This is a genomic window from Cytobacillus gottheilii, from assembly GCF_900166665.1.
GTDB classification, from domain to species: domain Bacteria; phylum Bacillota; class Bacilli; order Bacillales; family Cytobacillaceae; genus Cytobacillus; species Cytobacillus gottheilii_A.
On record NZ_LT800494.1, the window covers coordinates 3789074 to 3815804 of the forward strand.

General features: G+C 38.4%; 28 protein-coding genes. 4 read left to right on the top strand and 24 right to left on the bottom strand.

Going from position 1 to position 26731, the window contains the following annotated elements:
* Positions 1–87 precede the first annotated feature (87 nt).
* The 8 genes from kduD (B7E07_RS18695) to kduI form a co-directional block, all read right to left on the bottom strand.
* Positions 88–852 carry a 2-dehydro-3-deoxy-D-gluconate 5-dehydrogenase KduD gene (kduD, locus tag B7E07_RS18695; RefSeq protein WP_080848336.1) on the bottom strand — a complete coding sequence of 255 codons (765 nt, stop codon included), beginning with the start codon at positions 850–852 and terminating at the stop codon, positions 88–90.
* A 222-nt stretch (positions 853–1074) separates the two neighbouring features.
* Complete coding sequence (kduD, locus tag B7E07_RS18700) at positions 1075–1830, bottom strand: 2-dehydro-3-deoxy-D-gluconate 5-dehydrogenase KduD (protein WP_080848337.1); 756 nt, start codon at positions 1828–1830, stop codon at positions 1075–1077.
* 69 nt (positions 1831–1899) lie between these two features.
* Entirely contained in the window at positions 1900–2901 is a 1002-nt protein-coding gene (locus B7E07_RS18705) for a zinc-dependent alcohol dehydrogenase (protein WP_080848338.1), read from the bottom strand.
* A gap of 115 nt (positions 2902–3016) precedes the next feature.
* Positions 3017–4321 (bottom strand): TRAP transporter large permease, encoded by a 1305-nt coding sequence (locus tag B7E07_RS18710; protein WP_373886078.1) that lies wholly within the window; start codon positions 4319–4321, stop codon positions 3017–3019.
* A gap of 31 nt (positions 4322–4352) precedes the next feature.
* Positions 4353–4835 carry a TRAP transporter small permease gene (locus tag B7E07_RS18715; RefSeq protein ID WP_080848340.1) on the bottom strand — a complete coding sequence of 161 codons (483 nt, stop codon included), beginning with the start codon at positions 4833–4835 and terminating at the stop codon, positions 4353–4355.
* A gap of 16 nt (positions 4836–4851) precedes the next feature.
* Entirely contained in the window at positions 4852–5889 is a 1038-nt protein-coding gene (locus B7E07_RS18720) for a TRAP transporter substrate-binding protein (protein WP_080848341.1), read from the bottom strand.
* 11 nt (positions 5890–5900) lie between these two features.
* On the bottom strand, positions 5901–6884 hold the full coding sequence (locus tag B7E07_RS18725) for a C-terminal binding protein (RefSeq protein ID WP_080848342.1): 984 nt from the start codon (positions 6882–6884) through the stop codon (positions 5901–5903).
* Between the two features lie 47 nt (positions 6885–6931).
* Positions 6932–7762, bottom strand: a complete 831-nt coding sequence (kduI, locus tag B7E07_RS18730; protein ID WP_080848343.1) for a 5-dehydro-4-deoxy-D-glucuronate isomerase — start codon at positions 7760–7762, stop codon at positions 6932–6934.
* A 338-nt stretch (positions 7763–8100) separates the two neighbouring features.
* Between kduI and B7E07_RS18735 the strand changes: the two genes are divergently transcribed.
* The 3 genes from B7E07_RS18735 to B7E07_RS18745 all read left to right on the top strand — a co-directional run bounded on the left by B7E07_RS18735 (position 8101) and on the right by B7E07_RS18745 (position 10929).
* Entirely contained in the window at positions 8101–8862 is a 762-nt protein-coding gene (locus B7E07_RS18735) for an IclR family transcriptional regulator (RefSeq protein ID WP_080848344.1), read from the top strand.
* 775 nt (positions 8863–9637) lie between these two features.
* On the top strand, positions 9638–9931 hold the full coding sequence (locus tag B7E07_RS18740; RefSeq protein ID WP_080848345.1) for a DUF3219 family protein: 294 nt from the start codon (positions 9638–9640) through the stop codon (positions 9929–9931).
* Positions 9928–10929 (top strand): LLM class flavin-dependent oxidoreductase, encoded by a 1002-nt coding sequence (locus B7E07_RS18745; RefSeq protein ID WP_080848346.1) that lies wholly within the window; start codon positions 9928–9930, stop codon positions 10927–10929. The genes B7E07_RS18740 and B7E07_RS18745 overlap by 4 nt, the downstream gene beginning before the upstream one ends.
* A 68-nt stretch (positions 10930–10997) precedes the next feature.
* On the opposite strand, the gene B7E07_RS18750 is transcribed toward B7E07_RS18745, so the two are convergent.
* The 16 genes from B7E07_RS18750 to B7E07_RS18825 form a co-directional block, all read right to left on the bottom strand.
* On the bottom strand, positions 10998–11951 hold the full coding sequence (locus B7E07_RS18750) for a formylglycine-generating enzyme family protein (protein WP_080848347.1): 954 nt from the start codon (positions 11949–11951) through the stop codon (positions 10998–11000).
* Between the two features lie 73 nt (positions 11952–12024).
* Entirely contained in the window at positions 12025–12762 is a 738-nt protein-coding gene (locus B7E07_RS18755) for an N-acetylmannosamine-6-phosphate 2-epimerase (RefSeq protein ID WP_080848348.1), read from the bottom strand.
* 82 nt (positions 12763–12844) lie between these two features.
* Positions 12845–13321, bottom strand: coding sequence for a PTS sugar transporter subunit IIA (locus B7E07_RS18760; protein WP_080848349.1), 477 nt, complete (start codon positions 13319–13321; stop codon positions 12845–12847).
* Position 13322: 1 nt separating this feature from the next.
* The gene (locus tag B7E07_RS18765) at positions 13323–14702 is read right to left on the bottom strand and encodes a sulfatase family protein (RefSeq protein ID WP_080848350.1); all 1380 of its coding nucleotides are present in this window, start codon (positions 14700–14702) and stop codon (positions 13323–13325) included.
* A gap of 63 nt (positions 14703–14765) precedes the next feature.
* A complete protein-coding gene (locus B7E07_RS18770) occupies positions 14766–16343 on the bottom strand; it encodes a PTS transporter subunit EIIC (RefSeq protein WP_080848351.1) in 1578 nt (525 codons plus the stop codon).
* Between the two features lie 415 nt (positions 16344–16758).
* Positions 16759–17481 carry a GntR family transcriptional regulator gene (locus tag B7E07_RS18775; protein WP_176215246.1) on the bottom strand — a complete coding sequence of 241 codons (723 nt, stop codon included), beginning with the start codon at positions 17479–17481 and terminating at the stop codon, positions 16759–16761.
* Between the two features lie 444 nt (positions 17482–17925).
* Positions 17926–18246, bottom strand: a complete 321-nt coding sequence (locus B7E07_RS18780) for an IDEAL domain-containing protein (protein WP_080848353.1) — start codon at positions 18244–18246, stop codon at positions 17926–17928.
* 80 nt (positions 18247–18326) lie between these two features.
* Entirely contained in the window at positions 18327–18749 is a 423-nt protein-coding gene (locus tag B7E07_RS18785) for an RrF2 family transcriptional regulator (RefSeq protein WP_080848354.1), read from the bottom strand.
* A gap of 90 nt (positions 18750–18839) precedes the next feature.
* Positions 18840–19235 carry a transcriptional regulator SpxA gene (gene spxA / locus B7E07_RS18790; protein ID WP_080848355.1) on the bottom strand — a complete coding sequence of 132 codons (396 nt, stop codon included), beginning with the start codon at positions 19233–19235 and terminating at the stop codon, positions 18840–18842.
* Between the two features lie 171 nt (positions 19236–19406).
* Complete coding sequence (locus B7E07_RS18795) at positions 19407–19916, bottom strand: hypothetical protein (protein WP_218970437.1); 510 nt, start codon at positions 19914–19916, stop codon at positions 19407–19409.
* 105 nt (positions 19917–20021) lie between these two features.
* Positions 20022–20591 carry a hypothetical protein gene (locus B7E07_RS18800; RefSeq protein WP_080848357.1) on the bottom strand — a complete coding sequence of 190 codons (570 nt, stop codon included), beginning with the start codon at positions 20589–20591 and terminating at the stop codon, positions 20022–20024.
* 97 nt (positions 20592–20688) lie between these two features.
* Positions 20689–21549 (bottom strand): alpha/beta fold hydrolase, encoded by an 861-nt coding sequence (locus B7E07_RS18805; RefSeq protein ID WP_080848358.1) that lies wholly within the window; start codon positions 21547–21549, stop codon positions 20689–20691.
* Between the two features lie 46 nt (positions 21550–21595).
* The gene (locus B7E07_RS18810; RefSeq protein WP_080848359.1) at positions 21596–22042 is read right to left on the bottom strand and encodes a hypothetical protein; all 447 of its coding nucleotides are present in this window, start codon (positions 22040–22042) and stop codon (positions 21596–21598) included.
* A gap of 18 nt (positions 22043–22060) precedes the next feature.
* Positions 22061–22501 carry a LytTR family DNA-binding domain-containing protein gene (locus tag B7E07_RS18815; RefSeq protein ID WP_080848360.1) on the bottom strand — a complete coding sequence of 147 codons (441 nt, stop codon included), beginning with the start codon at positions 22499–22501 and terminating at the stop codon, positions 22061–22063.
* Between the two features lie 186 nt (positions 22502–22687).
* Positions 22688–24727 (bottom strand): DUF4179 domain-containing protein, encoded by a 2040-nt coding sequence (locus B7E07_RS18820; RefSeq protein WP_080848361.1) that lies wholly within the window; start codon positions 24725–24727, stop codon positions 22688–22690.
* Between the two features lie 32 nt (positions 24728–24759).
* A complete protein-coding gene (locus tag B7E07_RS18825; RefSeq protein WP_080848362.1) occupies positions 24760–25053 on the bottom strand; it encodes a nucleotide pyrophosphohydrolase in 294 nt (97 codons plus the stop codon).
* Positions 25054–25510: 457 nt separating this feature from the next.
* Here B7E07_RS18825 and B7E07_RS18835 point away from each other — a divergent pair, with 457 nt between their 5' ends.
* Positions 25511–26707, top strand: coding sequence for a DUF4085 family protein (locus B7E07_RS18835; RefSeq protein WP_080848364.1), 1197 nt, complete (start codon positions 25511–25513; stop codon positions 26705–26707).
* Positions 26708–26731: the final 24 nt, after the last annotated feature.

The following is a 26731-nucleotide window of genomic DNA, read 5'->3' on the forward strand; positions in this document are numbered from 1 at the left end:
GAAAGAGTCACTTCCTAATCATTCGGTTCTATGATTGTGTTAAATACTTATGTCCCAGCTGCCGTTTTATTTTTTACTACGAGACGTTTATCTTCCCATCCAGCCGCCGTCTACAACTAATACATGACCATTTACATACTCAGATGCTTTGGATGATAAAAAGACAGCCGCTCCAGCAAGGTCATCTGCTTCTCCCCAGCGACCTGCCGGAATCCGATCTAATATGGATTTATTGCGCTGCTCATCGTTTCGGATGGCTTCTGTGTTGTTTGTTTCAATATACCCTGGTGCAATCGCATTGACTTGAACGCCTTTACCAGCCCACTCATTTGCTAGAGCCTTCGTTAATCCAACAACAGCATGCTTACTTGCTGTATAGGCTGGTACGAAAATACCGCCCTGGAAGGATAATAGAGACGCAATATTGATGATTTTTCCTGATCCTCTTTCCACCATTCCTTTTCCAATTTCCTGAGAAAGCACAAAAATGGAATTCACGTTTACGTCGATGACACGCATCCATTCTTGCTCATTGAAATCAACCGCTGGTTCACGGTAAATAACACCCGCATTGTTGACTAAAATATCAATCTCATACTTTTCCATGATCGGTTTAAGTTTTTCCCGAATGGTTTCAACTTGGCTTAAATCGATTAAGATCGTATCATACGTTCCGCCAATTTCCTCGATCTTTTCCTGTGTTTCCTGTAAATTATCACGATGACCCAATAGCAGAACATGCGCTCCTGCCGCTGCCAATCCAACTGAAATTGCTTGCCCAATTCCTGTTCTTGCTCCTGTTACTAATGCCGTCTTACCTTTTAATGAAAAGTAATCCAAATGAAATGCCATCCTGCATCCTCCGTTCGTTTTATAAGGGTTTTTTCATTTTCTCAACTTATTAATAGTGAAAAATGTTCATACTTTGTTTCTAAGTATCCAAGATTACTAACTTATCTGTCTTACTCTGATAAGATTGGTGAAAACCTCTTCAGGGTGTTCCAGCTCAGCTGCTGAAGTCTTTATCTGAAGAGGCTTTTTCCCACCATACCAAAGAAACTCTATAGTAGCGTTTTAACGTCCTAGCCAGCCGCCATCTACCGCTAATGTATAGCCGTGAATATAATCAGAGGCATCAGATGCTAAAAAGATTGCAGCTCCTCGCATATCCTGTCCATTTCCCCATCTTTGCGCTGGTATTCTTTCAAGAATTTGTCTGCTTCTTGTTGGGTCTTCAATTAAGGCTGTATTCATTTCTGTCGCCATATAGCCTGGAGCGATGCAATTGACATTCACTCCTTGCCCAGCCCACTCATTTGCCAGTGATTTCGTGAATTGCATGACAGCTCCTTTGCTTGCTGCATATGCGGGAACCGTTAAGCCCCCTTGAAAGGATAATAATGAAGCAATATTAATGATTTTCCCTTTTCCTCTTTCAAGCATATGCTTTCCGACTGTCTGGCACAAATAAAATACAGCATTTGCATTGATATCCATGACAAAGTCCCAATCTTCTTTTGGAAAATCGACAGCACGATGGCGTTTTTGTACGCCTGCATTATTGACTAATATATCAATTTTGCCCATTTGATCGATAATCTGATCAATCAACGAAGCATAACCATCTACATTGCGAATATCATAGTTGATGCCTAATGCTTTAACACCTTGAAGACGGATTTCTTCTAACACTTCTTCGGTTACATTTCTGGCTACCACTACTACATCTGCACCGGCACTGGCAAGACCTAACGCCATCTCTTTCCCAAGACCGCGATTACCGCCTGTTATTACTGCTACTTTTCCTGTTAAATCAAATAAGTTACTCATCTTTTATTCCTTTCTAAAAGGCAAATGTTGATTCACTTTAAGCTTGTCTTCCTTTATTTCTAGAAAACGTTAAAAAGTATACATTACTTTTACTGCGTTTGTCCCTGTTGTCAGCAGTTCAAAGCCTTTTTCGGCTTCTTCTGGCGGAAGTACATGTGTAATCATTTTTTCGAAGCTGCTTTGTGAATGTAATAGGTCAATCGCAATCTCAAAATCTCTCGGAGTATATACACGAACAAATTGAATGGAAAGCTCTTTAAACATTCCCTGCAGAAGGTTGACTGCAGCTGGTTTCTTATAAGCTGCAACAATGATAATATTACCTCTCACCTTTACAAGCTCTGTCAGCTGAGTCAATACAGATGGATGACCTGCGCAATCAAAAACAAAATCAGCACCTAATCCGTTTGTCTTCTCTAAAACAACACTGTTAACATCCTCATTCAGCGGATTGACACTAACAAATCCAAGCTCTTTCGCCATGGCAAGACGGTGTTCATTCGTTTCAGCAACGATAATATCCGTTGCGCCCAAGCTTCGTAACACAAGTGCCACACATAATCCAATTGTTCCGGCACCAAATACAACTACTCGATCGCCAGGCACGTAACCGCCTTGCCGAACCGCATGAACCGCAACAGCAACTGGTTCTGCCAGAGCACCTGCTTCTAAGCTCATATCATCCGGCAAAGGAATGATGCTGTCTATTGGGGCAGCTACATATTCGGCCATTCCGCCGTCACAATCAATGCCAATCAGCTTTAGAGACTCACACACATGAGGCTGGCCTGTTAAACAAGGACCACATTTGCCGCAGCTTAACAGAGGATTGACTGTCACTTTTGTTCCGGCTTCTAATGCAGGGTGTCCTTCAAGGACAGTTCCAGAGAATTCATGACCCATAATTAACGGAGCTGCTGCCCTCGGATGTGTTCCTGCAAAGATGTTTAAATCTGTTCCACAAATGCCTACATGGGACGTTTTAATGAGCGCCCAGCCATCTGGAAGCTTCGGCATTTCTGCTTCTTTGAAGGCTACGTGTTCCGCTCCTTCGTAAAAAATAGCTTTCATGATAAATCCCTCCGGTGCAATAAATAAATACTTTTTTCGAATTACCGCTTTTACTGACCTTATAAAAACAGGTACAGTCCCGTTTCCACGCTACATGTACCTGTCTACTTTTTTATTAATTTCCTGTTAGGTTAAATAATTCTGGTACAAATAGAGATAGTTCCGGAATGTACGTAACAAGCAGAAGCACTAAAATCGTTACTAAGAAAAACGGCATTAATGGCCTTACTACATTCTCAATTCGCAGTCCAGCTACCTTTGTCCCCACGAATAATACTGGTCCAACAGGCGGTGTAATGGTACCAATCGATAAGTTGAATACGATCATAATGCCAAAGTGCACAGGATCGATTCCAAAGCTTGTTGCGATTGGCAGGAAGATCGGTGTAAAGATTAGAACTGCTGGTGTTGGATCCATGAACGTTCCAACGATTAGAAGCACCAGGTTCATGATGAGCAAAATAACAAACATGTTATCTGAAATGCTCAGCAATGTATCTGCAATTATGCCGGGAATATTGGTGAAAGCCATCACCCATGACATAATGGAAGAAACACCAATTAAGAAAATAACGATAGACGTTGTTTTTGCAGAATCTAATAGAATTCCAGGCAGATCCTTAATTTTAATCGTTCTGTAAATGAAGGAAAGCAGCAGAGAGTATACAACAGCGATTGCAGAGCCTTCTGTTGCTGTAAACACGCCTCCAATTATTCCTCCAATGACAATCACAATTAACAAAAGACTCGGAATCGCATCTAAAAAGACTTTTAATGCGACCGCAAAACTAACTTTGTCATCGCCTTTATACCCATACTTTTTAGCCAAAATGAACGCAACAACCATACAAGCCAGACCCCATAGAAGTCCCGGCACATAGCCTGCCATGAACAGAGCAGCAATCGATGTTCCACCGCTTACAAGGGAGTATACGATCAATGTATTACTTGGCGGGATTAGCATCCCTGTTGGCGCGGAAGCAATATTTACTGCCGCACTAAACTCTTGATTATATCCTTCTTTTTTCTGTAGCGGACCCATCGTCCCTCCAACTGCTGCAGCAGAAGCAACCGCTGAACCGCTGATTGAGCCGAACATCATATTCGCTACAATATTGGTATGTGCTAAAGAACCAGGCAAACGGCCGCTCAGTACTTTAGCACAATTAACCAGTCTCGTTGCAATTCCGCCGTTATTCATAATTACACCGGCAAGAATAAAAAACGGAATCGCAAGCAATGTAAATGAGTTCATTCCAGTAAACATTCTTTGCGCTGAGGTCAAAAGACCATTATTAAAGTCAATGATAGAGAACATCGCCAAGGCAGATGCTACTCCTACACTAATACTAATTGGTGCACCAATAATTAATAAGAATGCCACGCCAGCAAATAGTATCAGTGCCGCTTGAACAGCAATATCCATATTATCTACTTCCTTTCAGCCTTCCCTATTGCTCTAGTGGTTTCTTATTTTTAATAATCAGGTACATGTTATAGATGCAGTAAAAAATAATAAATAATCCGCTAAGCGGAATGGCCGCATATAAATAACCTACTGGAATTTGCAGCGCACCGGATAATTGTGTCCAAGCTAAACTTGTTGCTGCATATCCGCCTTGTACAAGAATCAGGGCTGCGAAAAGGATTACTACTAACTCGATAAACAGCTCAACACCCATTTTGATTCCGGTTGGAAATTTATCTTTTACAAATTCAATAGCCATATGTCCTCTTTCACCAAATACATAGGCAGCTCCAAACAAAACAAGCCAAACGAAGCAATATTTCGCTAATTCTTCTGAAATGACACTCGGATCGTCAAAGACGAACCGAGTGATAACTTGCCAAGTTACTAGCAATACAAGGAAAGCGAAAAGAATGATGCAGACACTTCCAAGGATTTTGTCTAAAATTGTTTTTATGAGTTTCATAAAATCACTCCAGCTCTTATTCAGCTACTTCTCTAACTTTTTCATATAAAGCTTTTGCGCTGTCTGAGCTTAACTTTTCATCAATAACCGGTTGAACGGCATCTTGGAAAACTTTTATATCTAATTCGTTAAATTCAGCACCTGCTTCTTCAGCAGCTTTTTTCGCAGCTTCTACATCTGCATCCCAAAGCTCAACTTCACGATCTACTGCTTTTGCCAATTCTTCTTTAAAGATGTTTTGATGCTCTTCAGACATGCCGTTTAATAAATCAGTGTTAATGATCAAATAGTCAGGAATCATTAAATGCTGTGTATAAGAGTAGTATGGCGCGATTTCAACATGCTTTAAATTAGAGTAAATTAACTCGTTATTTTCTCCGCCATCAATAACGCCTGATTGAATCGCTGTGTACACTTCACCTTGACCCATTGGTGTACCTGTTCCACCCATATTTTCCATCATCTTAATGTTTGTATCACTTTCGATTATACGGATCTTCAGTCCAGCTAAATCTTCTGGTGTGTTAATTGGCTTTTCACTGTTATAAACGTTACGGACACCGCCATGGAAACCTGCTACTACAGTCATGCCTTGGTCTTCAACTGACGTATATAAGTCACCTACAATATCCTGGTTATTTAACACAGACATTTGGTGATCTTTTGAATCAAAAACATATGGCAAGTTGAATACAACAAACTCTTCATTGAAGTTTTCCATTAAGCTTCCTGCAACAATGGACATGCCGATTGTCCCGGATTGAACAAGCTCCATTGTTTCACGCTGTGCACCTAAAAGTTCGTTTGGATACATTTTAATTTCATATGCACCGTCTGTTAATTCTTTGAATTTCTCACCGAACTCTTCCATTGCTTTGTACTGTGGATGGTTTTCAGGCTGGTTAAAAGCTACTTTAATTTCTTGCGCTGATCCGCTTCCGCCTGATCCTCCATCTGAAGTTTCTCCTGAAGAACTAGAACCGCCGCAAGCTGCTAACATTGTTGCAAAGAAAACGGTTACAATGATAGCGAAAGTTTTAAAAGTCTTTTTCATATCGTCCACTCCTACTCGTTTATAAGGTTATGAATCTCATTTATTGGGTAGTGCACATGTTCACCTTTCAAAAAACGTACTGCTTCTTCTGCTACTTTTCGTTTTAATTCCATCGCAGCTTGTTCAGAGTACCAAGCCATATGCGGAGTACATAAAAAATTCTCGTGTTTGAATAACGGCGAGTCCTCGGACAGAGGCTCTTTTTCAGCAACGTCGACAGCCGCACCAGCAATCCAACCTTCTGTAAGGGCAGTATCAAGGGCCTCTTCATTCACAATTCCACCGCGTGATACATTTACCAGATAACCAGTTTTTTTCATTTTTCTCAGCTGTTCTTCATCTATTAAGTTATAAGCTGATTCGAGCGGACAGTGAATGGAAACAACATCCGATTGCTCCAGCAATTCATCTAATTCCACAAGCTTCATTCCGTCTGGCAGTTTTCTAGATTGATTGTTTTTATATTTGGAATCGCATACAATCACTGAGCAGCCAAGGGCCTGCACTTTTCGTGCAAAGGAAGTACCGATTCTGCCTAATCCAATCACTCCAACCGTTTGTTCGCTATGACGGTATATGGGAATGCTTTTCTGATAATCCCAAATGCCGTCCCTTACCAGCTGATTCATATGCGTGATTTTTCGGGTAAGAGCGAGCATGAGTGCTAATGCATGATCGGCTACCTCATTGGTGCCGTAATCAGGAACATTGCATACTTGAACTCCATATTTATCTGCTGCATCCAGGTCAACATTATTCACTCCAACACCATAGCGGATAACCAGCTTCAAATCTGGCAAATTCGCCATTACTTTTTCGGTAATAGGTGCATATTGATTGAGAAAAACAGAAGCTCCCTGGCAATGAGCAATGACATCATCTTCTGTTTTACAGTCCAAGTGTTCAAAAGTGAATGATTCATTTTGAAAAATATTTGTTTCTATATCAATATTTTCATGGTCGCAATCTGTAATGATAATTCTGGGCTTTGTCATGTCAGCCTCCTTCAAGCATTAAAAGTAGATTGGAAGGATTTGTGCTATTAACGCAAATCCTTCATTGCTACATGATCCATATCGTCGAAATCCTGGTTTTCTCCGCACATTCCCCAGATAAAGGTATAATTGCGCGTGCCAATTCCAGAGTGAATGGACCAGCTTGGTGATAATACGGCTTGCTCGTTGCTCATGACAATATGTCTAGTTTCATGCGGCTGCCCCATTAAGTGAAATACGCGTGTGTCTTCTTCCATATTAAAATAGAAATATACTTCCATTCTGCGTTCATGTGTATGAGAAGGCATTGTGTTCCAGCCGCTTCCTTCCTCAAGAACGGTCATACCCATACTTAATTGGCAGGATTCCAGCACATCTGGATGAATGAACTGATGAATGGTTCTCTTATTCATAGAAGAATCTTCACCAAGCGGACGTGCGATCGCTTTCTCTAAATCTACTTTTACAGTTGGATATGTCTTATGTGCTGGACATGAATTGATATAGAACTTTGCAGGCTGATTTGCATCATTTGATTGAAATACAACCTCTTTTGTTCCTCTTCCAATATAGATTCCTTCTCTGTTGTTGATCGGATATTCTTGGCCGTCTAAGACAATTTTTCCGTCTCCGCCAATATTGATAACGCCCATTTCACGTCGCTCAAGGAAATACTCAGCCGCCAGTTCTTTTCCAGCGTCTAATGTCAGCGCTTTCTCTACTGGCATTGCTCCTCCATAAATAATGCGATCCACATGGCTGTATGCTAACTCAATTTCATTTTCTTTAAATACAGTTTCCATAAGAAATTCATTACGAAGTTTTTCAGTTGTATAGTGTTTGACATCATCTGGATGGTGAGCATAATGAATTTTCATTTTTAAAAATTCCCCCTCTGAAATACTAAATCGATTTCGTAAGCGATATCATTTTCTTTAAAACTACCTGTACAAATCTTCTTACGTTTTAAGGTGTTCCACAATATAGAATCATGTTCTATAATTTCATTATAAATGATATTTGATGAATTTCAATAAAAAAGTTTTCTTTTAAGTCAAAAAAATGAAAGGGGATACAAGATTATTTTTCCATAGTTTACAAACCTATTTGATTTTACTATGATTAATGTGTCAACCTGCCGTGAATATCAAAACTAAAAAAGTTATCTAGATATGATCTTTGATCTGTCTTCGTTCGTTAACGATGGAGGGAAATTATGGCGAATGTACAATCACTGGAACGCGCTCTTACCTTGCTGAATGTTTTATCCGAATATCCAAACGGAATTCAAATCACACGTTTATCTGAACAAGTCGGTCTTTCAAAAAGCACGGTTCACCGACTTCTATCAACTCTAATCGACATGAATTATGTGATTAAAGATGTCGAGACAGATAAATATAAAATTGGATACCAAGTTATTTATATATCAAGAAATGTTTTAAATAATATTGACCTGATTCCTATATCAAAGCCTTTTCTCAAAAAACTCTCTTCTGATGTAAATGAAACGATCCATTTATGCATGGAGGATAAAGGTGAAGTCGTCTATATTGATAAAATTGAAAGCAATCAGACGATTCGCATGTACTCTCGAATTGGGAGCAGAGCACCGATGTATTGCACGGGTGTTGGAAAGGTTTTGCTCTCTGGTAAAAATGAGTTGCAGTTTGAGGAAGTTGCAGCAAAGACGGATTTTATTACCAGGACAGAAAATACGATCCGCTCCCGCGAGGAGTTAAAACGCGAAGTGGAAACAATCAGAGGTCAGGGCTATGCATTAGATAATATTGAAAACGAAGAAGGCATTCGCTGTATTGCCGCTCCGATTTATGATTATACGGGTAAAATTATAGCAAGCTTCAGCATTTCGGGACCAAGCAGCCGGATTACAATGGAACGAATTAACGAGGAACTTAAGCACAAAATACAAGAAACATCGATGAATATTTCAAAACAGCTTGGTTACCGGATCTAACTTATTTTTAAGATTTCGTAAAATAAACATCTCCTTTCACTTTGTGATTGGAGATGTTTTGTTATTTTGAAATAGAATCTACGCCGTCAAGCTTCACCGTAGCTAAGCATAACAGCTGATCTCACACTTCACCATCAGAGATCCTTGGGCTGGAAGGTTATGTCTTGTTCTTATATTTGCATTAATAGGTGAGTTCTAGATCATTGTTTCCTATGATGGAAGCTATGGACTATTGTGTTTGTTTCTCCTGTTTTCACGACTCCTTTTTCCAGATACTAGGCTTTTGTGTCTCCTTTTTTCTGTTTTTACGACTTTTTTCCATTTACTGGACTTTTGTGTCTCGTTTCTTCTGTTTTCACAACATTATTTTCCAGTTATTAGACTTTCATGTCTTGTTTTTTCTGTTTTCACGATACTGTTTTCCAGTTATTGGACTTTTGTGTCTCGTTTCTTCTGTTTTCACGACACTGTTTTCCAGTTATTGGACTTTCGTGTCTCGTTTCTCCTGTTTCCACGACTCTTTTTTCCAGTTACTGGACTTTCGTGTCTCGTTTCTCTCGTTTTCGCGACACTGTTTTCCATTTACTGGACTTTCGTGTCTCGTTTCTCTCTTTTTTACGACTGTATTTTCCATTTATTGAATTACCACATCTTCTTTATCCTTTTTTCACGACACTGTTGTCCAGTTACTATTTAAGCGCATTGTTCGCTAGTTTTATTCTAATTGGATAAAATTAAACTAAGCAGTTTTTCTAAAAGTTAGGAGGCTTTAGTTATGAATAAAGAAATCTTTTTAAACGGCACGTCTATTAATGTTAAAGGCTTGAAGCACGACGTTGCAGGAAGTCTTCATAAAATCACCGTTGTCTTTGATGTGAATAGTGAGGAATATCATGACATCGCTGTATTATTATATGAGAAAAACTTTGAAGTTTCCGTACCTTCCTTACAATTGGCTTTCTCGGGAGAAATCGTACACTACTACACCTCGCTTACAAACCTATATGAAAAAGGAAATGTCGGAGAGTATACGGTAACCTTTCTTGAAAAGGAACGAGAGACACAATGAAGCTAAGCATCTTGGATCAATCGCCTATTTCAGCGGACCAAACGGCAAAAGAGGCACTTGAAGCTTCCTTGAAGCTTGCCCAGCACGGAGAAAAATATGGTTATTCCCGCTACTGGATTGCGGAGCATCATGATTTAAACGGACTAGCCTGCCCCGCACCGGAAATTATGCTGAGTTATATTGGTGCACAAACGAATACCATTCGGATTGGATCCGGTGCCGTGCTTTTACCCTACTATAAACCTTATAAGGTTGCGGAGGTTTTTAATATGCTTGCCACATTGTTTCCAGACCGCATCGATATCGGGCTTGGCCGGGCTCCCGGCGGTTCCGCTGAAGCAAGCCAGGCACTATCTGATCATTTCTTAAAAGGCGTATGGTCCTTTCCTGACTCAATTGATGACCTTTTGCATTTTCTGCAAAATGATTTCCCCGAAGATCATTCCTTTGCCAAAGTAAAAGCAGCACCTATACCTGATCAGACACCACACCCGTGGCTGCTGGGCACAAGCAAAAAAAGCGCTATACTTGCCGGTGAAAAAGGCATATCATATGTATTCGGCCATTTTATGAGTGACAAGAATGGTCCTGCAATTGTGGAGCAGTATCGGGATGTTTACAGCAAAACTCCACACAAAGAAAAACCTTATGTCATTATAGCGGCAACTGTGTTTTGCGCTGAGACAACGGAAAAAGCTGAAGAAATTGCTTTAAGTTCTTTAATCTGGTCGATGCAGAGAGAAAAGAAAGAGGGAAATCAAGGAGTACCAAGCATAGAAAATGCGAAAAATACCCGGCTCTCTTTTGAAGAAAAAACAAAGCTCGAAGCTATGAAGGAGAAGATCATTTTCGGGAATCCTGCTGAAGTTAAGCGGAGGCTTGACCTATTGCAAAAGCAATATCATGCTGATGAGCTTATGATTGTGACGATTACATATGATCCTACTGATAAATACGAGTCTTATCGGTTAATAGCCCAGGAATATGAAAAGTTTTAATTCACTGTTTGCAGGCTGTATATTAAATAGCAGAGGCATCTACGCTTGTAGATGCCTCTTTTATCCTCTTAAACATCAGCTGCACAGCGGAATCCTACATTGCCTGAAGAGCTGTCTTCTGTATTCGAACTCCGGGCTGCCACTCTGTAGCGATTACAGTATGAATCATGACATAAATAGGAACCGCCTCGCATTGTTCTTGGTGATTCTGGCATCTGCATATTGGTGTTAGAATCATCTTTTTTAGAACGATCAAACCAATTTGCACACCATTCCCAGACGTTTCCTGCCATATTGTGCAAACCATATCCATTTGCCGGAAAAGCATGAACAGGTGCTGTTCCTAAATAGCCATCTTCTTCTGTATTTTTCACCGGAAACTGACCTTGCCAAATATTGCAGTAATGCTCACCATTTGGCTGTAAGGTATCTCCCCATGGATACCTCTTCTGAACAAGCCCGCCTCTTGCGGCAAATTCCCACTCTTCTTCTGTCAGCAGTCTTTTTCCAGCCCACTTGCAATAAGCCTGAGCGTCATTCCAGGAAACATGCACAACAGGATGATCCATTCGGTCTTCAATTGAAGAATTAGGACCTTCTGGATGCTGCCAATTGGCTCCATGTACAACACGCCACCATGGGGTTTGTACCGGTGCCTGTGTGACTTTGGCAGCTGTTTCCTCAGATATTAGCAGATGAAAAACAAAAGACCAGCCGAATTTGTCGGCATCTGTCTGATAGTTTGTCGAGTTAATAAATTCTTGAAACTCGCGGTTTGTGACGGTATATGGATCAATATAAAAAGGAGCAACCTTTACTTCCCGGATCGGTCCTTCCTTGTCAAACGGATTGGCGTCATCATCCTCCGTTCCCATTAAAAAGGTGCCGCCTTCAAGGTAAACCATATTCTCTCTATCCTCCGGCTTCAATTGCGTCTCAAAATTTTGTTCATTTTCTAAAACAGTATTATTCACAGAAATAGACGATCTGGATGCTGAACAGCAGCTTTTCTGGTTGTCCATTGGATCACTCCTTTAGTAAATCTCACACTTATCATTTTCCCATTCGGGCAGGAGTTTTACAAAATTTCAGCACTCAATAATAGAGTGGCATTTTATTTTCATACTTATTAATTTTATTAGTAAACCTTAATGTAGTCAGGTGTGGTCGCGTAATGGCACTTCCAACCACGACTGCATAGGCACCCAAATATAAACTTTCGATCGCCTCTTCAGGTGTATTAATTTTCCCTTCCATTAGCACGAGTCCTTTTCCCTCACATGCACGTACAATTTTAGCCAGCATTTCAAAGTCAGGACTATCAATTGACTTCGGGTTATCATTGAATCGATACAGAGTTGGAGCCACCATATGAGCCCCTTGCTCTAGTGCGGTGACAGCTTCTTGTTCATTGCGGATATCAGCTAAAATGATGGTTTCAGGATATTTTTGTTTGATTTTTTCAATTAGGAGATATGCTTTTTCACCATCTGCATTGATTCGGTCTGTTGCATCAATCGCCACAATATCGGCACCTGCGCTTATAACTTCATCAACAGCTTCCATGTTTGGAGTGATAAAAACAGAACTATTCTCTGAATGCTGCTTCCACAGACCAATTATAGGAAGGTCTGTGATTTGACGGACCTCGCTGATTTGTTCCGGAGTATTAAGACGAAGGCCTGCTGCTCCTCCCCATATCGCAGACTTAGCCATCCCGGTAATAATGCCTGGCATATACATTGGGTCGTCCTTTTTTGCCTGACATGAAACAATAAGACCATTTTTTAATTGCTGGATCATTTTCTGCTGTTTCTCATTATAAGATTGCATTAGACCATTACCTCCTCTATTTAGATACATAATGGAAAAATCCCGCTTACTCAGAAGAATAAGCGAGAGTTACCCAGCACTTTTATTTTGTTAGTTCAATAATCTTTTCCTGCTGTGCTTCTACTTTTTCATTTGGATTGTTTACTTTGCAGGCTTCCCCGCTTGTAAAAATCATAATAATATCTGTTGAAGGAACAAGATCTTTAATTGAATCAAAATCGACCGTTAATAATAGGTCACCTTGCTTCACTTTTTGTCCATCTTGGATATGAGAAGTGAATCCTTTTCCCTCTAAATTTACGGTATCCACACCAACATGAATAAGAATCTCTTTTCCATCCTCTGTCTTTAATCCTACCGCATGATTTGTTTTAAAAACAAAATCAACCACAGCATCTACAGGAGAGAATACTTGCGAAGCACTCGGTGCAATAGCAAAGCCATCACCCATGATTTTTTGTGAAAAAGTTTCATCGTTTACTTGTTCAATCGATTTAATCGTCCCTGCAGCAGGGCTAACAAAACCATCTTTTTTCTTTTTATTAAAAAGTCCAAACATGTTACTCACCAGCCTTTAAATAATCATTAGGATCTTTCGAGCTAGGGTTATACGTTTCAGCACGGTTAACCTTCCAGCCTTCTTTTGTTTTAAAATGACCAGATAGAATCGGATCATTTGTTTCAACTTGATGTTCATGCAGTTTCTGGCGCATTTCTTCAAGCGTTGTTGCGTATCGCTCATCACCGGCCAAATTATTTCTTTCGCCTGGATCGTATAATAAATCATATAATCCTTCATGAGGCTTAACAGCTTCTTCTAAACCATTTTCATGAAATAATGTTTTCGTTGGTGAATTGTCAATATTTGTACGGTTAATTTTCAAATAGTTTTCATCATAATATTTAATATACTTATACCTTTTCGTGCGGATGCTTCTCGCAGGCTCATAGGACGTGTGATAGTTGATTTCAGCAAAGATCTCGTCTCTCACCTCATGATCCATCACTTTAAACATCTCTGCAAAAGAAACACCCTGCAGATAAGATGGCTTTTCAATCTCCAGCAATTCACATAATGTAGGGAAGATATCTACCTGCGATACAAGACCTTCTACTTCCTCACCAATCATATTGCTTCCAGGAACACGCATGATCAATGAAACACCAATTCCAGTATCATAAAGCGTACATTTGCCGAATGGGAAAGCTAAACCATGGTCCGTCGTGAAAATAATAATGGAATTGTCATATAACCCTTCTTCTTTTAAGGCATCAATCACGATTTTGAATGATTCGTTTGCCCAAGTAGCAGAGTTAAGGTATCCAGCGTAGTCTTCACGAATTCTCTTATCATCCGACATTGGGTATGGAGGCATTACATACTTTGGATCAAACTCCGGATAATCCTCGTGTGCTTCTTCAGGAAATTTGCGATGTGTCGCAAACATTCCATAAGATAAAAAGAAAGGCTGATCCTTATCTGTCTGCTGCAGCCAGTCACGAACTTGATTTGCGTTTTCATAATCCCACTTCACAAGCTCCTGTTCAGTTAGACCAGAATTATCAGCCGTAATATCCTGGTCATATCCAATCATTTTTGCCCCATTTTTATGATCTGTATAGCTGCCAGCCTCATGCTGAATACCACATAGCACAGTATGATAATCTTGCTTCTTTAAGAAATTTACTAAATGCTGATTATAATCATGAAGCTGGAATCCACGCTGAGACAATCCATACATCCCGTTGCTATGCGGGTACATTCCAGTCAGAAGTCCTGACCGGCTTGGTGAACAAGTTGGCCCTACACAATAGGCCTGTCTAAAAATGGTTGCTTCTTCCGCAAACTGCTGCAGTGCAGGAGTCGGAACATCATAACCATATGGACTAAGAACTTTTCCGCTATCATGAGTGTGTATATAGATTACATTCTTTTTCATCATAAAACTCCTTTTAAGATAATGGCAAAGGCCCTATCAAAAATCGATAGAGCACTTCCCCTATTACAAATGTTTAATATTATTTTGTTCGATATAATCATCTACTTCACCGCGGATAATATTTACCTTTGGTCCATAGATTACTTGGATCGCCTTACCTCTGACAACTGTGTTCATGGCGCCAGTCTGCTTTAATGCCTTTGCATCAATCTTATCTGGCTTCACCACAGTTACTCTTAACCTTGTTGCGCAGTTATCAATTTCAGTAATGTTATCAAAACCGCCAAGCCCTTCAATGATTAATTTGGCTTTGCCGTCTTCAGCTACAACTACATGACCTTGTTCTTCTTCTGTCACCTCGTCATCGTCACGGCCAGGTGTTTTTGCATTTAGCTTAATTATCAAGAACTTAAAGACAAAATAGTAAACCGCTATAACCGGAATGGCTAAAAGAATAACCCAAAGGTAATTCGTTTTATCGTTGCCTTGGAATACTCCGAATAGGAGGAATTCAACTAGTCCTGCTGAGAAAGTTGAACCAATTGTAATATTGGCAATGCTCGCTACGACAAAACTTAGAGCAAACAGAATTGCTTCTGCTGCGAAAAGAAGTGGTGAAGCGAATAATAGAGCGAATGAAATTGGCTCTGTAACACCTGTAACAAATGCTGTTAAACCTACGGATAATAAGAAACCAGCTGTTGCTTTTCTTTTTGGTCCTTTAGGAATTGCATGATACATGGCAAGAACAATACCAATCATTCCGAACATCATGTGCAAGTAACGACCACTATTAAATAGTGCTAAGTTTCCAAAGAATTTAGTTGTTTCAGGATCAGATAATTGCGCTAAGAAAATCGTTTGGAATCCTTCATACATTTGTCCGCCAACTTCTAATGTTCCGCCGGCAGCAGTCGTCCAGAATGGAAGATAGAAAACATGGTGCAGACCAAACAGATAAAGCGTACGAAGCATTAACCCATATAAAAACGCTCCAAATGTACCAAGTCCTGTTGCAAATTCTCCAAATGCTGCAATTCCATTACCAATAAATGGCCAAATGATATACATTAAAGCACCAACAATTAAGAATACGAATGTATTCATAATTGGAACAAATCTTGAGCCACCAAAGAAGGCAAGCATTTCAGGTAATTTTATATTATAAAAACGATTGTGAATTAAACCGGTTACAATACCTGTTAAAATACCTCCAAAAACACCCATTTGAAGTGTAAGAACTCCAAATTGTGCTCCCTGTCCATATGCTCGTGGATCTGCATCTGGTGGAGCTAATTCGCCTGTAATAGTTAAAAGTGCATTGATCGTAATAATTAAGACGAAATAACCAACAACAGCTGCTAAAGCTGCAGGACCCTTTTCCTTTTTAGCTAAACCAATCGCAATCCCTACTGCGAAGATTAATGGGAGTGCATTAAATACCCCTGATCCAGCTGCTTTCATAATCTGTAAAATCGCTTGCAAAATGGTGTTGTCTAAAATTGGATATGTTTCAAGAACTGCTTGTCCAGATAAAGCAGAAGATATCCCCAGCAATAATCCCGCTACTGGAAGGATCGCTACTGGCAGTAAAATCGCTTTTCCAAGTTTTTGACCAAAACCCATCAGTGCGTCTTTCATGTTTATACCCCTTTCTTCTTGTAAAATTAACAGTTAATAGGAACCGCTTTCATCACCCTGAAAATTTTTTCACTCAACTTTGAGTGCTGTAAACGGTTAATTCAATTTCTATAAACATAATATCAAATATATTAAATATGTCAATACATTTAAATAATATGTATTAATAAATAAATAAAAATTAATAGTCTATATATTAAACACAAGTTAGGATAATCTTTTCTTGCTATTTCTAAGATATTTCTAAGATATTTCATGACTATAAGTGTCTGCTTCTTTGCAGAACATTATGTTTAAACTGGAAATATTATTTATATAAAATGAAAAAAGCACTCACCTCATTGATGAATGCCATTATTTTTGCTTATTCAATTGTAAAATTTATATAGATTTCATAAAATTTATTAATACAAATTTACTTTGCTCGTATGGATTGGTACTGATACTTTTCAGAGTTTAAAATAACCTCTGTATAATCCAGAATTTTTCCAGTTGTTAAAAAAGTTGTATTTAATAATTTTATTAGCGGCTGATCAGGGTCATAGTTAAAATAATTTATAATTTCCTCAGTTGGCATGATCGGAACAACCACATGGTGAGAGTGATCAATGGTTTGATTTTTAACTTCCTCAATATATCGGTATTTAGATCCCGAAATATTCTCATAGGACAGGTCAGGATAATCCACTACACTCATATAACTAGTTTCAAGCATCATCGGATCATTATCCGCTTTACGGAGTCTTCTAATAAAATAAATGGGATTGTTTTTTTCAATTTGTAATTTGAGCGCGATTTCAGGACTTGCCGAAATGATTTTAAATTCAAGTACTTCTGTACTAGCCACTTTCCCCATTTCTTTCATTTCCTCTGTAAAACTTTTCACATTGGTTGTTCTACCAACAATTTTTTGACTTGAAACGAAGGTCCCGCTCCCCTGACTTCTGGATAGATATCCTTTTGCGACCAAATTATTGGTAGCCTGCCTAACCGTTACGCGGCTTACACTAAACTTTTCAATTAATTCCTGTTCTGTTTCAATCAATTGCCCTTTTGTATATTCTCCGCTTTTTATTTTTTCAAGTATATATTCTTCAATGATTTTATATTTCGCAATTCGTTTAGGCTTTTGCGCCAACAGACTAACCTCCACATATCACATTGTTATATCTTCAATATACCTTTTTTAGCGTGAGAATTAAAGAGAGTACCGACTAATGTCTATGCAAATAGGGAATGTGGTTTCTGAATGTATGGTAAAGCAATGCTTTATTTTTTATTGAGAAAAATAAGTGGATATGCCAAAATAGCACGTTCCATTGCACTGCAAAAACCTTGTTTTTTCGAGGGATCATAAGCTTGAACCTCCTCGCCGCTGCCGCTCCTGCGTGTTCTTACCCTTTCCTCTTTCCTCCATTACACTCATTTTTATTAAAATTTTTAAAATCCCAAATAAAAAAAGCGAATGATTAGAAAGTTCACTTCCTAACCATTCGCTTCTATGTCCCAGCCTCAATCAAGTGTATTGTCGAATTAAATACATATGTCCGAGGTGTAAAGTATATCTAATTCACTCGACGCTCTATTTCACATCATCCACAAGCTTTTTCATGGAGTTAAGTTTGTTTGATAGTTCGTTGAACCACTCCCGATCTCCGGTTTCAAGGGCCAGGTCAATTAGAAATCGAAGCTGTTCGACATTGGTAACCTTTGCATTTGGGATTTTCTTCAAACGTTTCTGAAGGATTGGAATCTTCTTTCCAACCGCTTCATTGTTATCAGAGGTAACAACGATTACCTTCGCAAATTGTTCTTGTTCATGAACGGAATCAATATATCCTAAGATTAATTCTCCATCTGGTGATTGTGCTTTGATCCAATCGCCTATTTGCAAATTCGTCATTTCAATTCACCTACTTTTTAATTTTAAACTGTAAATAATTTCATTACAGTTAGATTGCAGGAAATAGATACATTTCCCTGTCAGCATATATGATTTTTTTGATTAACCAAGTCTACAATGTCTTTAATCGTATAATTCTTCAAATATTGTCCGAGGTGTTTTTCAGCACCAATAAAAATTGAAAATAATACAGTTTGCATGTTTGCGCCAACTACGCAATCTTCATTTGAACTGGGGCATTTAGGCTGTAAAGCTCCGTCAGAGGTGATTTTATATATATCCCATAAATTGACTTCGCTTGCATCCTTTGAAAAGATAAAGCCGCCGCCGATTCCTTCTTTTGACACAATGAACCCATGTTTTTTTAATAAGCTAAGGACCTTGCGAATTCGAACGGGATGTACACATGCACTTTCCGAAATCGCATCACTCGTTGACATATGATCCAATTGAAGAGCAAGATACGTTAAACTGTGTATGGCAAGAGTAAAGTCACTATTCATTTTTTGCCTCCAAAAAATGCAAAGTTTGTTATCATTACTGTAATACTAATTGTTACAGATAGGGGTTGTCAAGAATCCTGTCCGAGCGTATTAGTTCGCCAATTTCTGTAACTCACTAAAGGAAAATGAGCGAAATTTGCGCGGAAGAAAACTGCGGATTTCTTCTTCGTTAAAGCCAACCTGCAAACGTTTTTCATCTAATAAAATGGGTCTGCGCAGCATTTGCGGATGATCCATAATTAACTGATATAGTTCCTTCAGCGGGAGTGCATCCACATCCACATCTAAAGCTTGAAACGTTTTTGACTTTGTTGAAATAATTTCCTCTGTCCCTGCTTCTGTTAACCTTAAAATTGATTTGATTTCATCCACTGTTAAAGGATTTGTGCCAATGTTTTTTTCTACAAAATCAATTTGATGTTCCTCTAACCATGCTTTTGCTTTTCTGCAAGATGTGCAGCTTGAAGTCGTATATAAATGTACCATGAGTTTCAACACTCCCGACATAATAGTAGTCTAAATGTAATATAAAAAGTTACAGTTTAAATAAAAATATAAGTGATAATCGTTATCAGCTTATACTGTAATATTAATATTTACAGTTAGAGAAGTCAACCGTATTTTTATCTTTAATTAAAAATATTTTATATCGAACATTTATATTGTTTGATTGAGATCTCTTTCTATTTGTGTAATCCTTGCCTCCATAACCTCCGTTAATTTCTCTTTCATCATATCTGACGTCACAATGCAGCTGACTGGAAGGAAGTTTGTTTGAATCTTCAGCTCATATCCGCCATTCACTTCTTTTCCATAACCATAGAATTTGTGATTCTGATTGATTTCAACAAATTGAAATGACTTGATGTTTCTCCAGGGAATAAAACGGGTGCCGCATAATAAGCCATCATTTATAACAGCAAATAAGTTCAGGAGGTTATTTGTATGGATCAGCGGGAGAAATATGCACAAATACATGGCCCATTGAAGCTGCCAATAGAATACACCCATCAAAACCATTGCGCTTAAATAAATAAGCAGCAAAGCATATGTGATTAAGCCTGTTTTATGCTGGGAGAAAGCCGGAAATTTAACAGGTGATTGGGGGTGTTTTCGAATATGCTGAAGATCCTCAGTAGTTAGAGGCACCAGAGGTTTCTTATTCATTTTAAAGAGGAGCTGAATTAATTTAAATGCAGAGAATCCTATTATGAAAAAGAAAAGAACCGTCATAAGAATTTTCATTTTCTACACCCTTTCCAAGTCTTAAAGTCATGATAAAAACAGTGAAACAAAAAAGATAATCAACAGAACCCCAAGTGCTATTCCAATTCCAAAAGCTACAGTATAAGCTTTTCTCGTATAGCCTTGAAACTCAACAGGAGTGCTCGCCTGATCTAATTTTCTAAAATGAATAATCAAACTAATATTAATCATAATAAAAACCGTAAAAGCAATGATTAGCATAAGCACGGTATCTACATGAAAAACACTATCTCCGGTGTCACTGAACAAAACGGATTGCGAAATGAACATGCAGCCCAGCACTAAGCTCCAAATGTGTCCTGCCCTTTTATACTTATACCACTCAATGCCCATTTTATCTTTCTCATATTGTGCAACCTGCTCAAGGATTGGAAATAAAGATCTAGTGGAATCTCTCTTTATGAGACCAAACAGCCCCTGAATCAGCACCAATATCCCGGCAGTTATATAAAATTGAGAGAACGTTAGCGTAAAGACATTGACAATAAGGAAAAAAAGAGCGAGAAGAACAAGAATTAGGATATTTATTGTACCAGCTTGTTTTAACCTCATATTACTTACTTGGCTTGTGTCCATTTTGCTTCCCCCTTTTTGTTTTTCCTAATGATATAACACTTCTATTAACACTGTAACATTGGATTTCAGCAAGTGTTAAATAATTTCCATTTTCAAATTATGAATTTTTATTAAGGAACTTTATTAGAACTTCATTCATATCACTGGCTGCCTTCCCAAGCCAAATCAAATGGCCCCAAGTGTCCAAGACATAAACCTCTGCATCTAAAATTCTTTCAGCTGCATAATAGGCATGCTCCAATGGAACAGAGCCATCAAATGCACTATGCAAAATAAAAGTCGGACAAAGTACTTTTTCAAACACATTATCCGGCAGTTCGTTTACTTGTTTCAAATCAATTAAAAAGCCATGACCGGATCTTTGTCGGTTGTTCATTTTTCTAACTTCTTCAATATCATTTGTAGCAATTTTCTCTTTTGCTTCCCGATAACTTAAGCTGCTAAAGGAAGAAAACATCTGCTTGAAAATAAATAATGGGAAGAGCTGATTCATCCTAGAGAGTAATGCCCAGGTAGCCTTTTCCATTCGTGGATGAAAAATAACACGTGCTAATTTATACGTTAAATCCTGTGATGTGAGCCAGTCTTTTGTGACTGCTGATTGTAAAGTGAGGGTTTTGACGTGTTGAGGGAAATGGGCTGCAAAATATATTGCACTCGGGCCGCCCGCCGATATTCCAATAACATGGACCTTTTCAATTTCTAAATGATTCAGTAATTCCATGTAAAGTTCACAAGCAGACTCAAGACTTTTGCCAATTTCTTTTACGGTTTGACCATACCCTGGCCTTGAGGGAGTAATAATGAAAAACCCATTATTTCTTAAATTTTCATATCCAAATTCTTCATTACAGTTTGAATGCCCCCCATGCATAACCAAGACGGGTTCACCCTCACCCAAAATCGAATATTCCAGCTGACGGCCATTTATTGAGACTGTTTCTACAACTCTTTCCATAAATTGATTCTCCTTAATTTATATACGTTTGAGACATTAAACAGTTTCATACTTTGTCTATATTTTCCTTATAGTGATTTAAAGCAATGTTCAATTTTTTTGTTTCCTGGTTTAATTTCCATTTTAAGGCCAGCCCAAAAATGATAAATGACAGAGTAATAGCGCCGAAAAAGATAAAACGATACCAGTTCGGATACCCCGCAAACCATGAATATACTTCTGTAAAAAAGATGGTTATAAAAAGAGACCAGCCGCTCCATAGGATTAGTCTCCATATCGACAAATCACTTTTAGACAAAATAATTCCCTGACCTAAACCGATGAACAAACAAGCAATAAATATTTGAATACAGGTCCAAAATTGCAGCTTGGTTTGTACACTAGGATCAATACTTCCAAGCACCAGGTAGAAAAATACAAAAGCCATAAAGTACATACCTGCTGTAGCTTTAGATTCATACATAAATAGAAAAATCTCCTGCCATTTCTTCATTTTAGTTCCCTCCTTCGCTTATGGGTTTATACCAAGTCTGTTTTTGAAAGCCTGTGAATAATGACGGGAAACAATTAGTTTATCACCTGATGTAAGCATAATTTCTATTCGGCTGTGCAGGATGCTTTTTAGCTTTTCAATATGCATGAGATTGACCAATTGGGATTTACCGATCCGAACAATCTCACTGTAACGGAAGCTCTTTTCCAAATTGAATAGTGAATCCTGACATTCTAGGACATCGCTTTTGGTATAAAGAAAAACCTTATGATCCACAGCCTCTGCATAATATATATCTACCGGATGCAGTATAAAAGTTTCCCGCTCTTTTACAGCAAATATCTTTTCATCTGCCTGTTTTATGCAAGCTAGGATGCTTTGTATAGTTGGATCCATATGCTTGCATCTGATCAAAACTTCTTGATCTCCTGTTGAAACATATTCGATCGTAACCTTCAAACCAGTTCCTCCATTCCCTTATTTTTCTAAAGTGTAGAACAGCTTATGATTTTCCTCAATAGCATTTCACTTATGTTGCATGTTTCAGATGCTAAGTTGCACATTAACCAAATACATCCTCATTTTTGACCAAGTAAAAAACCCTGATTTCGCAATTCAACATTACGACATCCGGGCTTCAATTTATTATTCAGCAGGATTAATCTTAACCTTCACTATATCATCTAAGTATTTGGTAGAGTCATAGCCATACAGTTCAATTGCTGTAGGCACAATATTTTCGCCGTGATATTTCGTTCTTTCCACAGTATTAATATGGCGAGGTTGATTAAGCTCTTCAAATGGAATCGATAGATCAGAAGGATCATACACTTTTCCATCTTTATCAATAATTACACCCTCGGATTCCATATCCATTGAGGTATAATCAGCATCCGACTCTGTTACAACTTGATAATGTAAATTATCGTAAACTCTGTTTACACTTTCCTGATGACTTATGATAATTTCAGTCGGGTTACCCACTTTAACATCGTCAACTGAGATGGTACTCCCTGCATATTCAAATGTATAAGGATATCCCTCAATGGCATCCAGCGGAATGGTTAATTGGTCAGAAACTGATAAATGTACAGAACCTAATTGAATGTTCATATCTGCTGCTTCCACACCTAAAAGAGGATCAAACAAGCTTTGAAATGTGATTGTTCCATTAACATTATGGGTTGAATTATAGTAAGACCCATATATATCTGGCTTAATAATTGTTTGATCAACTTCTAAGTGATCAATATTATAGGTATAGATATTTTGCATGGACTGAGTATTTACCGTATATTGAAGCACGGTCGAAGTTGGTGCAGCTGTCAATGTATTAAAGCTAACTTCTACTCCGTCAATTTCTGCACTCCCCTCCAAGGCTAATTCAGTGGATGGCAGTTTCGTTAATGGAATTTCAAAATTCCATTCCCCATTTTCAGTGTTTATATGTTCATAGTTGATCATTCCGTCTGCAGTCAGCCTATGAAGTTTTCTCACACTGACATTGAGAGTTGCACTATCTTTGATGAGCGGACGCAAACTGAGCTTCCCATGATATACATTTTTTTCCTGTTTATTTAAATCTGATTCAGCATCTGGAGGATAGTAGCGCGGATAAATACTTCCGCTCAAACTCTGAAATTCGTTTTCTACAAAGACTCCGTCATCATAAAGCAAGGCATACTGATTCTCTTCTTCCAAATCTTCAATCTCATAATAAACAAGTGTTTGAAACTCATCGGCAATGGCGCTTTTGATCGTGATTTTAACACCATTATCTTCTGCTACAAGGTTCAGCCTTTCTCCTAAGTTTTCCTGCAGATAATAGCGCAGCTCAGGATCATCCTCTGCCAGGGCATAATAAGTAGAAGCAAAAATACCTGTAATAAATCCTATTGCAATAATCACTGTAAAAATACTTGCTGTAATAAGGCCTATTTTTTTCCGTTTCTTTCTCTTCTGCTGTCTTTGTTTTTCTGTCTCTTCAATTCTCTCTTCGATCTTTCTCCATATGGCAGCAGGAGGAGGCATGTGTTTTTGGGGCAGGTCAGCAAGCATTATCATAACATCCTGAAAGGTTGCTAAATCCTCTTGGCAGTTTTGACAATGATATAAATGAATCTCAAAATCAACCTTTTCGGATCGCTCCATGTCCCGGTCCAAATAGGTAAGATAGTGCGGAATAAATTCCTGGCAGCCTTGAAATTCTGGTCCCTCACCTATTGTCTCTCTTATGGATTTGATACCTGAAGCCAAAAGGGTTTTTAACCGATCCACGTTCACTTGCAGCAGAACTGCCGTTTCATCGTATGATATTCCCTTTAAATAAGTAAGAAGGATCGCTGCTTTTTCTTGCCTTTTCAAATGATGAATGGCAGTGATGAGCTTTTCTGCTCCCTCTGGTTTCACTGAATTTCCTTCACCAGCTAACTCCTGGCATTTATGTATAAAGTTGAAGGTAACCCAGCCTTCATATGAGGTTTCTCTCTTGAATCGCGATGATTCCTTATCTACTTTTAAAATGGATTGATAAAATACTTCTTCTATTTTCTGATGGTCTGTGAAATAGCATTGGGCAATATTGAATAGCGATTGACTCTGCTTTTCAAACCAGGAGAGTGTTTTAATCAGACTGCTTTCATTCATATTGCTGACCTGCACCTTATCCGTTTTTGCTGGGATCATGAATGTATTTCCCCCTGTATCCTGTCTTTTTCTTATCTAACTGGGTACTTGATTGCATTTTTCTCCATTTTCTTGGATGCTTCTTCTATTAAATCCACTTCCATCTTTTCAGCCAATTGTAAAAGATAAATGAATACATCCGCCATTTCTTCTTTTATATTTTGTTTATTTTCAGCAACAGCTTCCTCACTGCTTCTCCATTGGAAATTCTCTAATAGTTCATTCGCCTCAAGCGCAATGGAAATTGCGAGATCTTTTTCATTATGATAAGGCGACCAGCCGCGTTCATCTCTAAACGCAGTAATCTTCTCTATTAACTCCTTCAAACCTATCCCACCTACTATTATTGTAAATTACTCCTATTTTATCATTTATTGAATTGGAAATTGAAGGTTGGGTTTGAAATTTTTATAAAAGTTTGAAAGATTGCTGGTTTAGGTTAAGAAAATCAAACAGCAGGCCTATGAATGAATGCTGTTCCTGTATACTTGTTTGATTTTCTTTAGAAGTGGGAGGATTTTAACTCGAATGCTGGTAAAGTTGATTGATTTCCCATTGTATAATAGCTTTCCTATCAAAAATTTTGAGTTTCCTATCCAAATCTTTAAGTTTCCTATCAAACTCGATGGCTTTCCTATTAAACTCTTTTGTCTTCCTATCAAATTTCAAAGATTTCCTATTAAGTCTCTTCCTCACCTTTTATATATTGCAAACAGTGCCCGTCCCATTTATCAAAATCTTATAGTATACTAAATTTACCAATACTTTAGAGAGGTGATCCTAATGTGGCATTTAACTAGAGAAGCACAATCAAAGTTTGCTCAGACAAATCTTCTGCCTATTCACGAGAGTGATGAAGACTGGGAGATTTCTATAAGAGAAGCAGAGGAAGAAGGCGAGGATCTTCTCGCCTCGTTAAAAGAAGATCTCGATGAAGTTTGGGAACAGCTTCATCAGGTGCTGCCAAGCCGTTTTATTCCGTATTTAGATAATAATACTTTAAATCATCCTAGCCTTCCGAAAGCTGTTCGAGAAGATTATTTACAGTGGATGCGTGACGGTGATCAGGAATTTGAACAGATATTAGAAGCTGCAGGTGCGAGTACGGAGCATGCGATTCCTTTTTTATCAGCTGCAGCTCAGGAAGTGTTTAATGAGAGCTTTCATGATGGAAGAATCGAACGCATCATAAGAGAAAATGATACTCTCCATATTTATATCAATACAGAAGGCGGCTTTTCTACTAAAGCATATGTTCATTTAATGTTAAAAGGAGTTACGTCAGAAGAAACAGATGTGCCGCTCGAGGCTGGGCAATACTTTATCTATGATGAACTTCAGAAAACTGAGGATGGCTTTGCTTTTCGCGTTTTATTTGATTGTCCAGAATCACAATGGACCATTACGATGAAGGAAGTCGATGCCAGAAGTTTCTATCGCCCAAAGCAATATTCTCTACTATATGATGAAGATCAGTTTGAATCCACATCTCTTGAAGAATACGTTTCAGAGCTGAATCCTGATCACCGCTATTGGCTTTTTACACCTGATGCTGAGATTGAAATAAAAATGAATTCAAATCAACTGCATATTGATAATGGATCATTGGAAATGACCGATGATGAAATTCTTATTACCACTCCGAAAGGACAGTTTACATATGATATCGACCATTACACCCCCCTGCGGTTTATCTACACCGATACATATGAGAATCCATATGAACAGCAAAATGAGCCTGTACCAGAAGACGAATTGGAGGATGCCGCTTTAAGTGATGATTTGGAATTACAAGTGCGTGCATGGAACACGATGTATCGTGGCCCTCAAGAATTTGCAGACATCATTAACACTGTTCTTAGCAAAATTGAAATAGAAGAAGAGAACGAAATGATCCTAACCGTATATGTAAATCATTTTTATCAAGAGGAAATTTTGAAAAGAGATGTTATAGAGAAATTCAAGGAACTAATTGAGTAGTCGGCTTTATTAGGGGAATTTTCA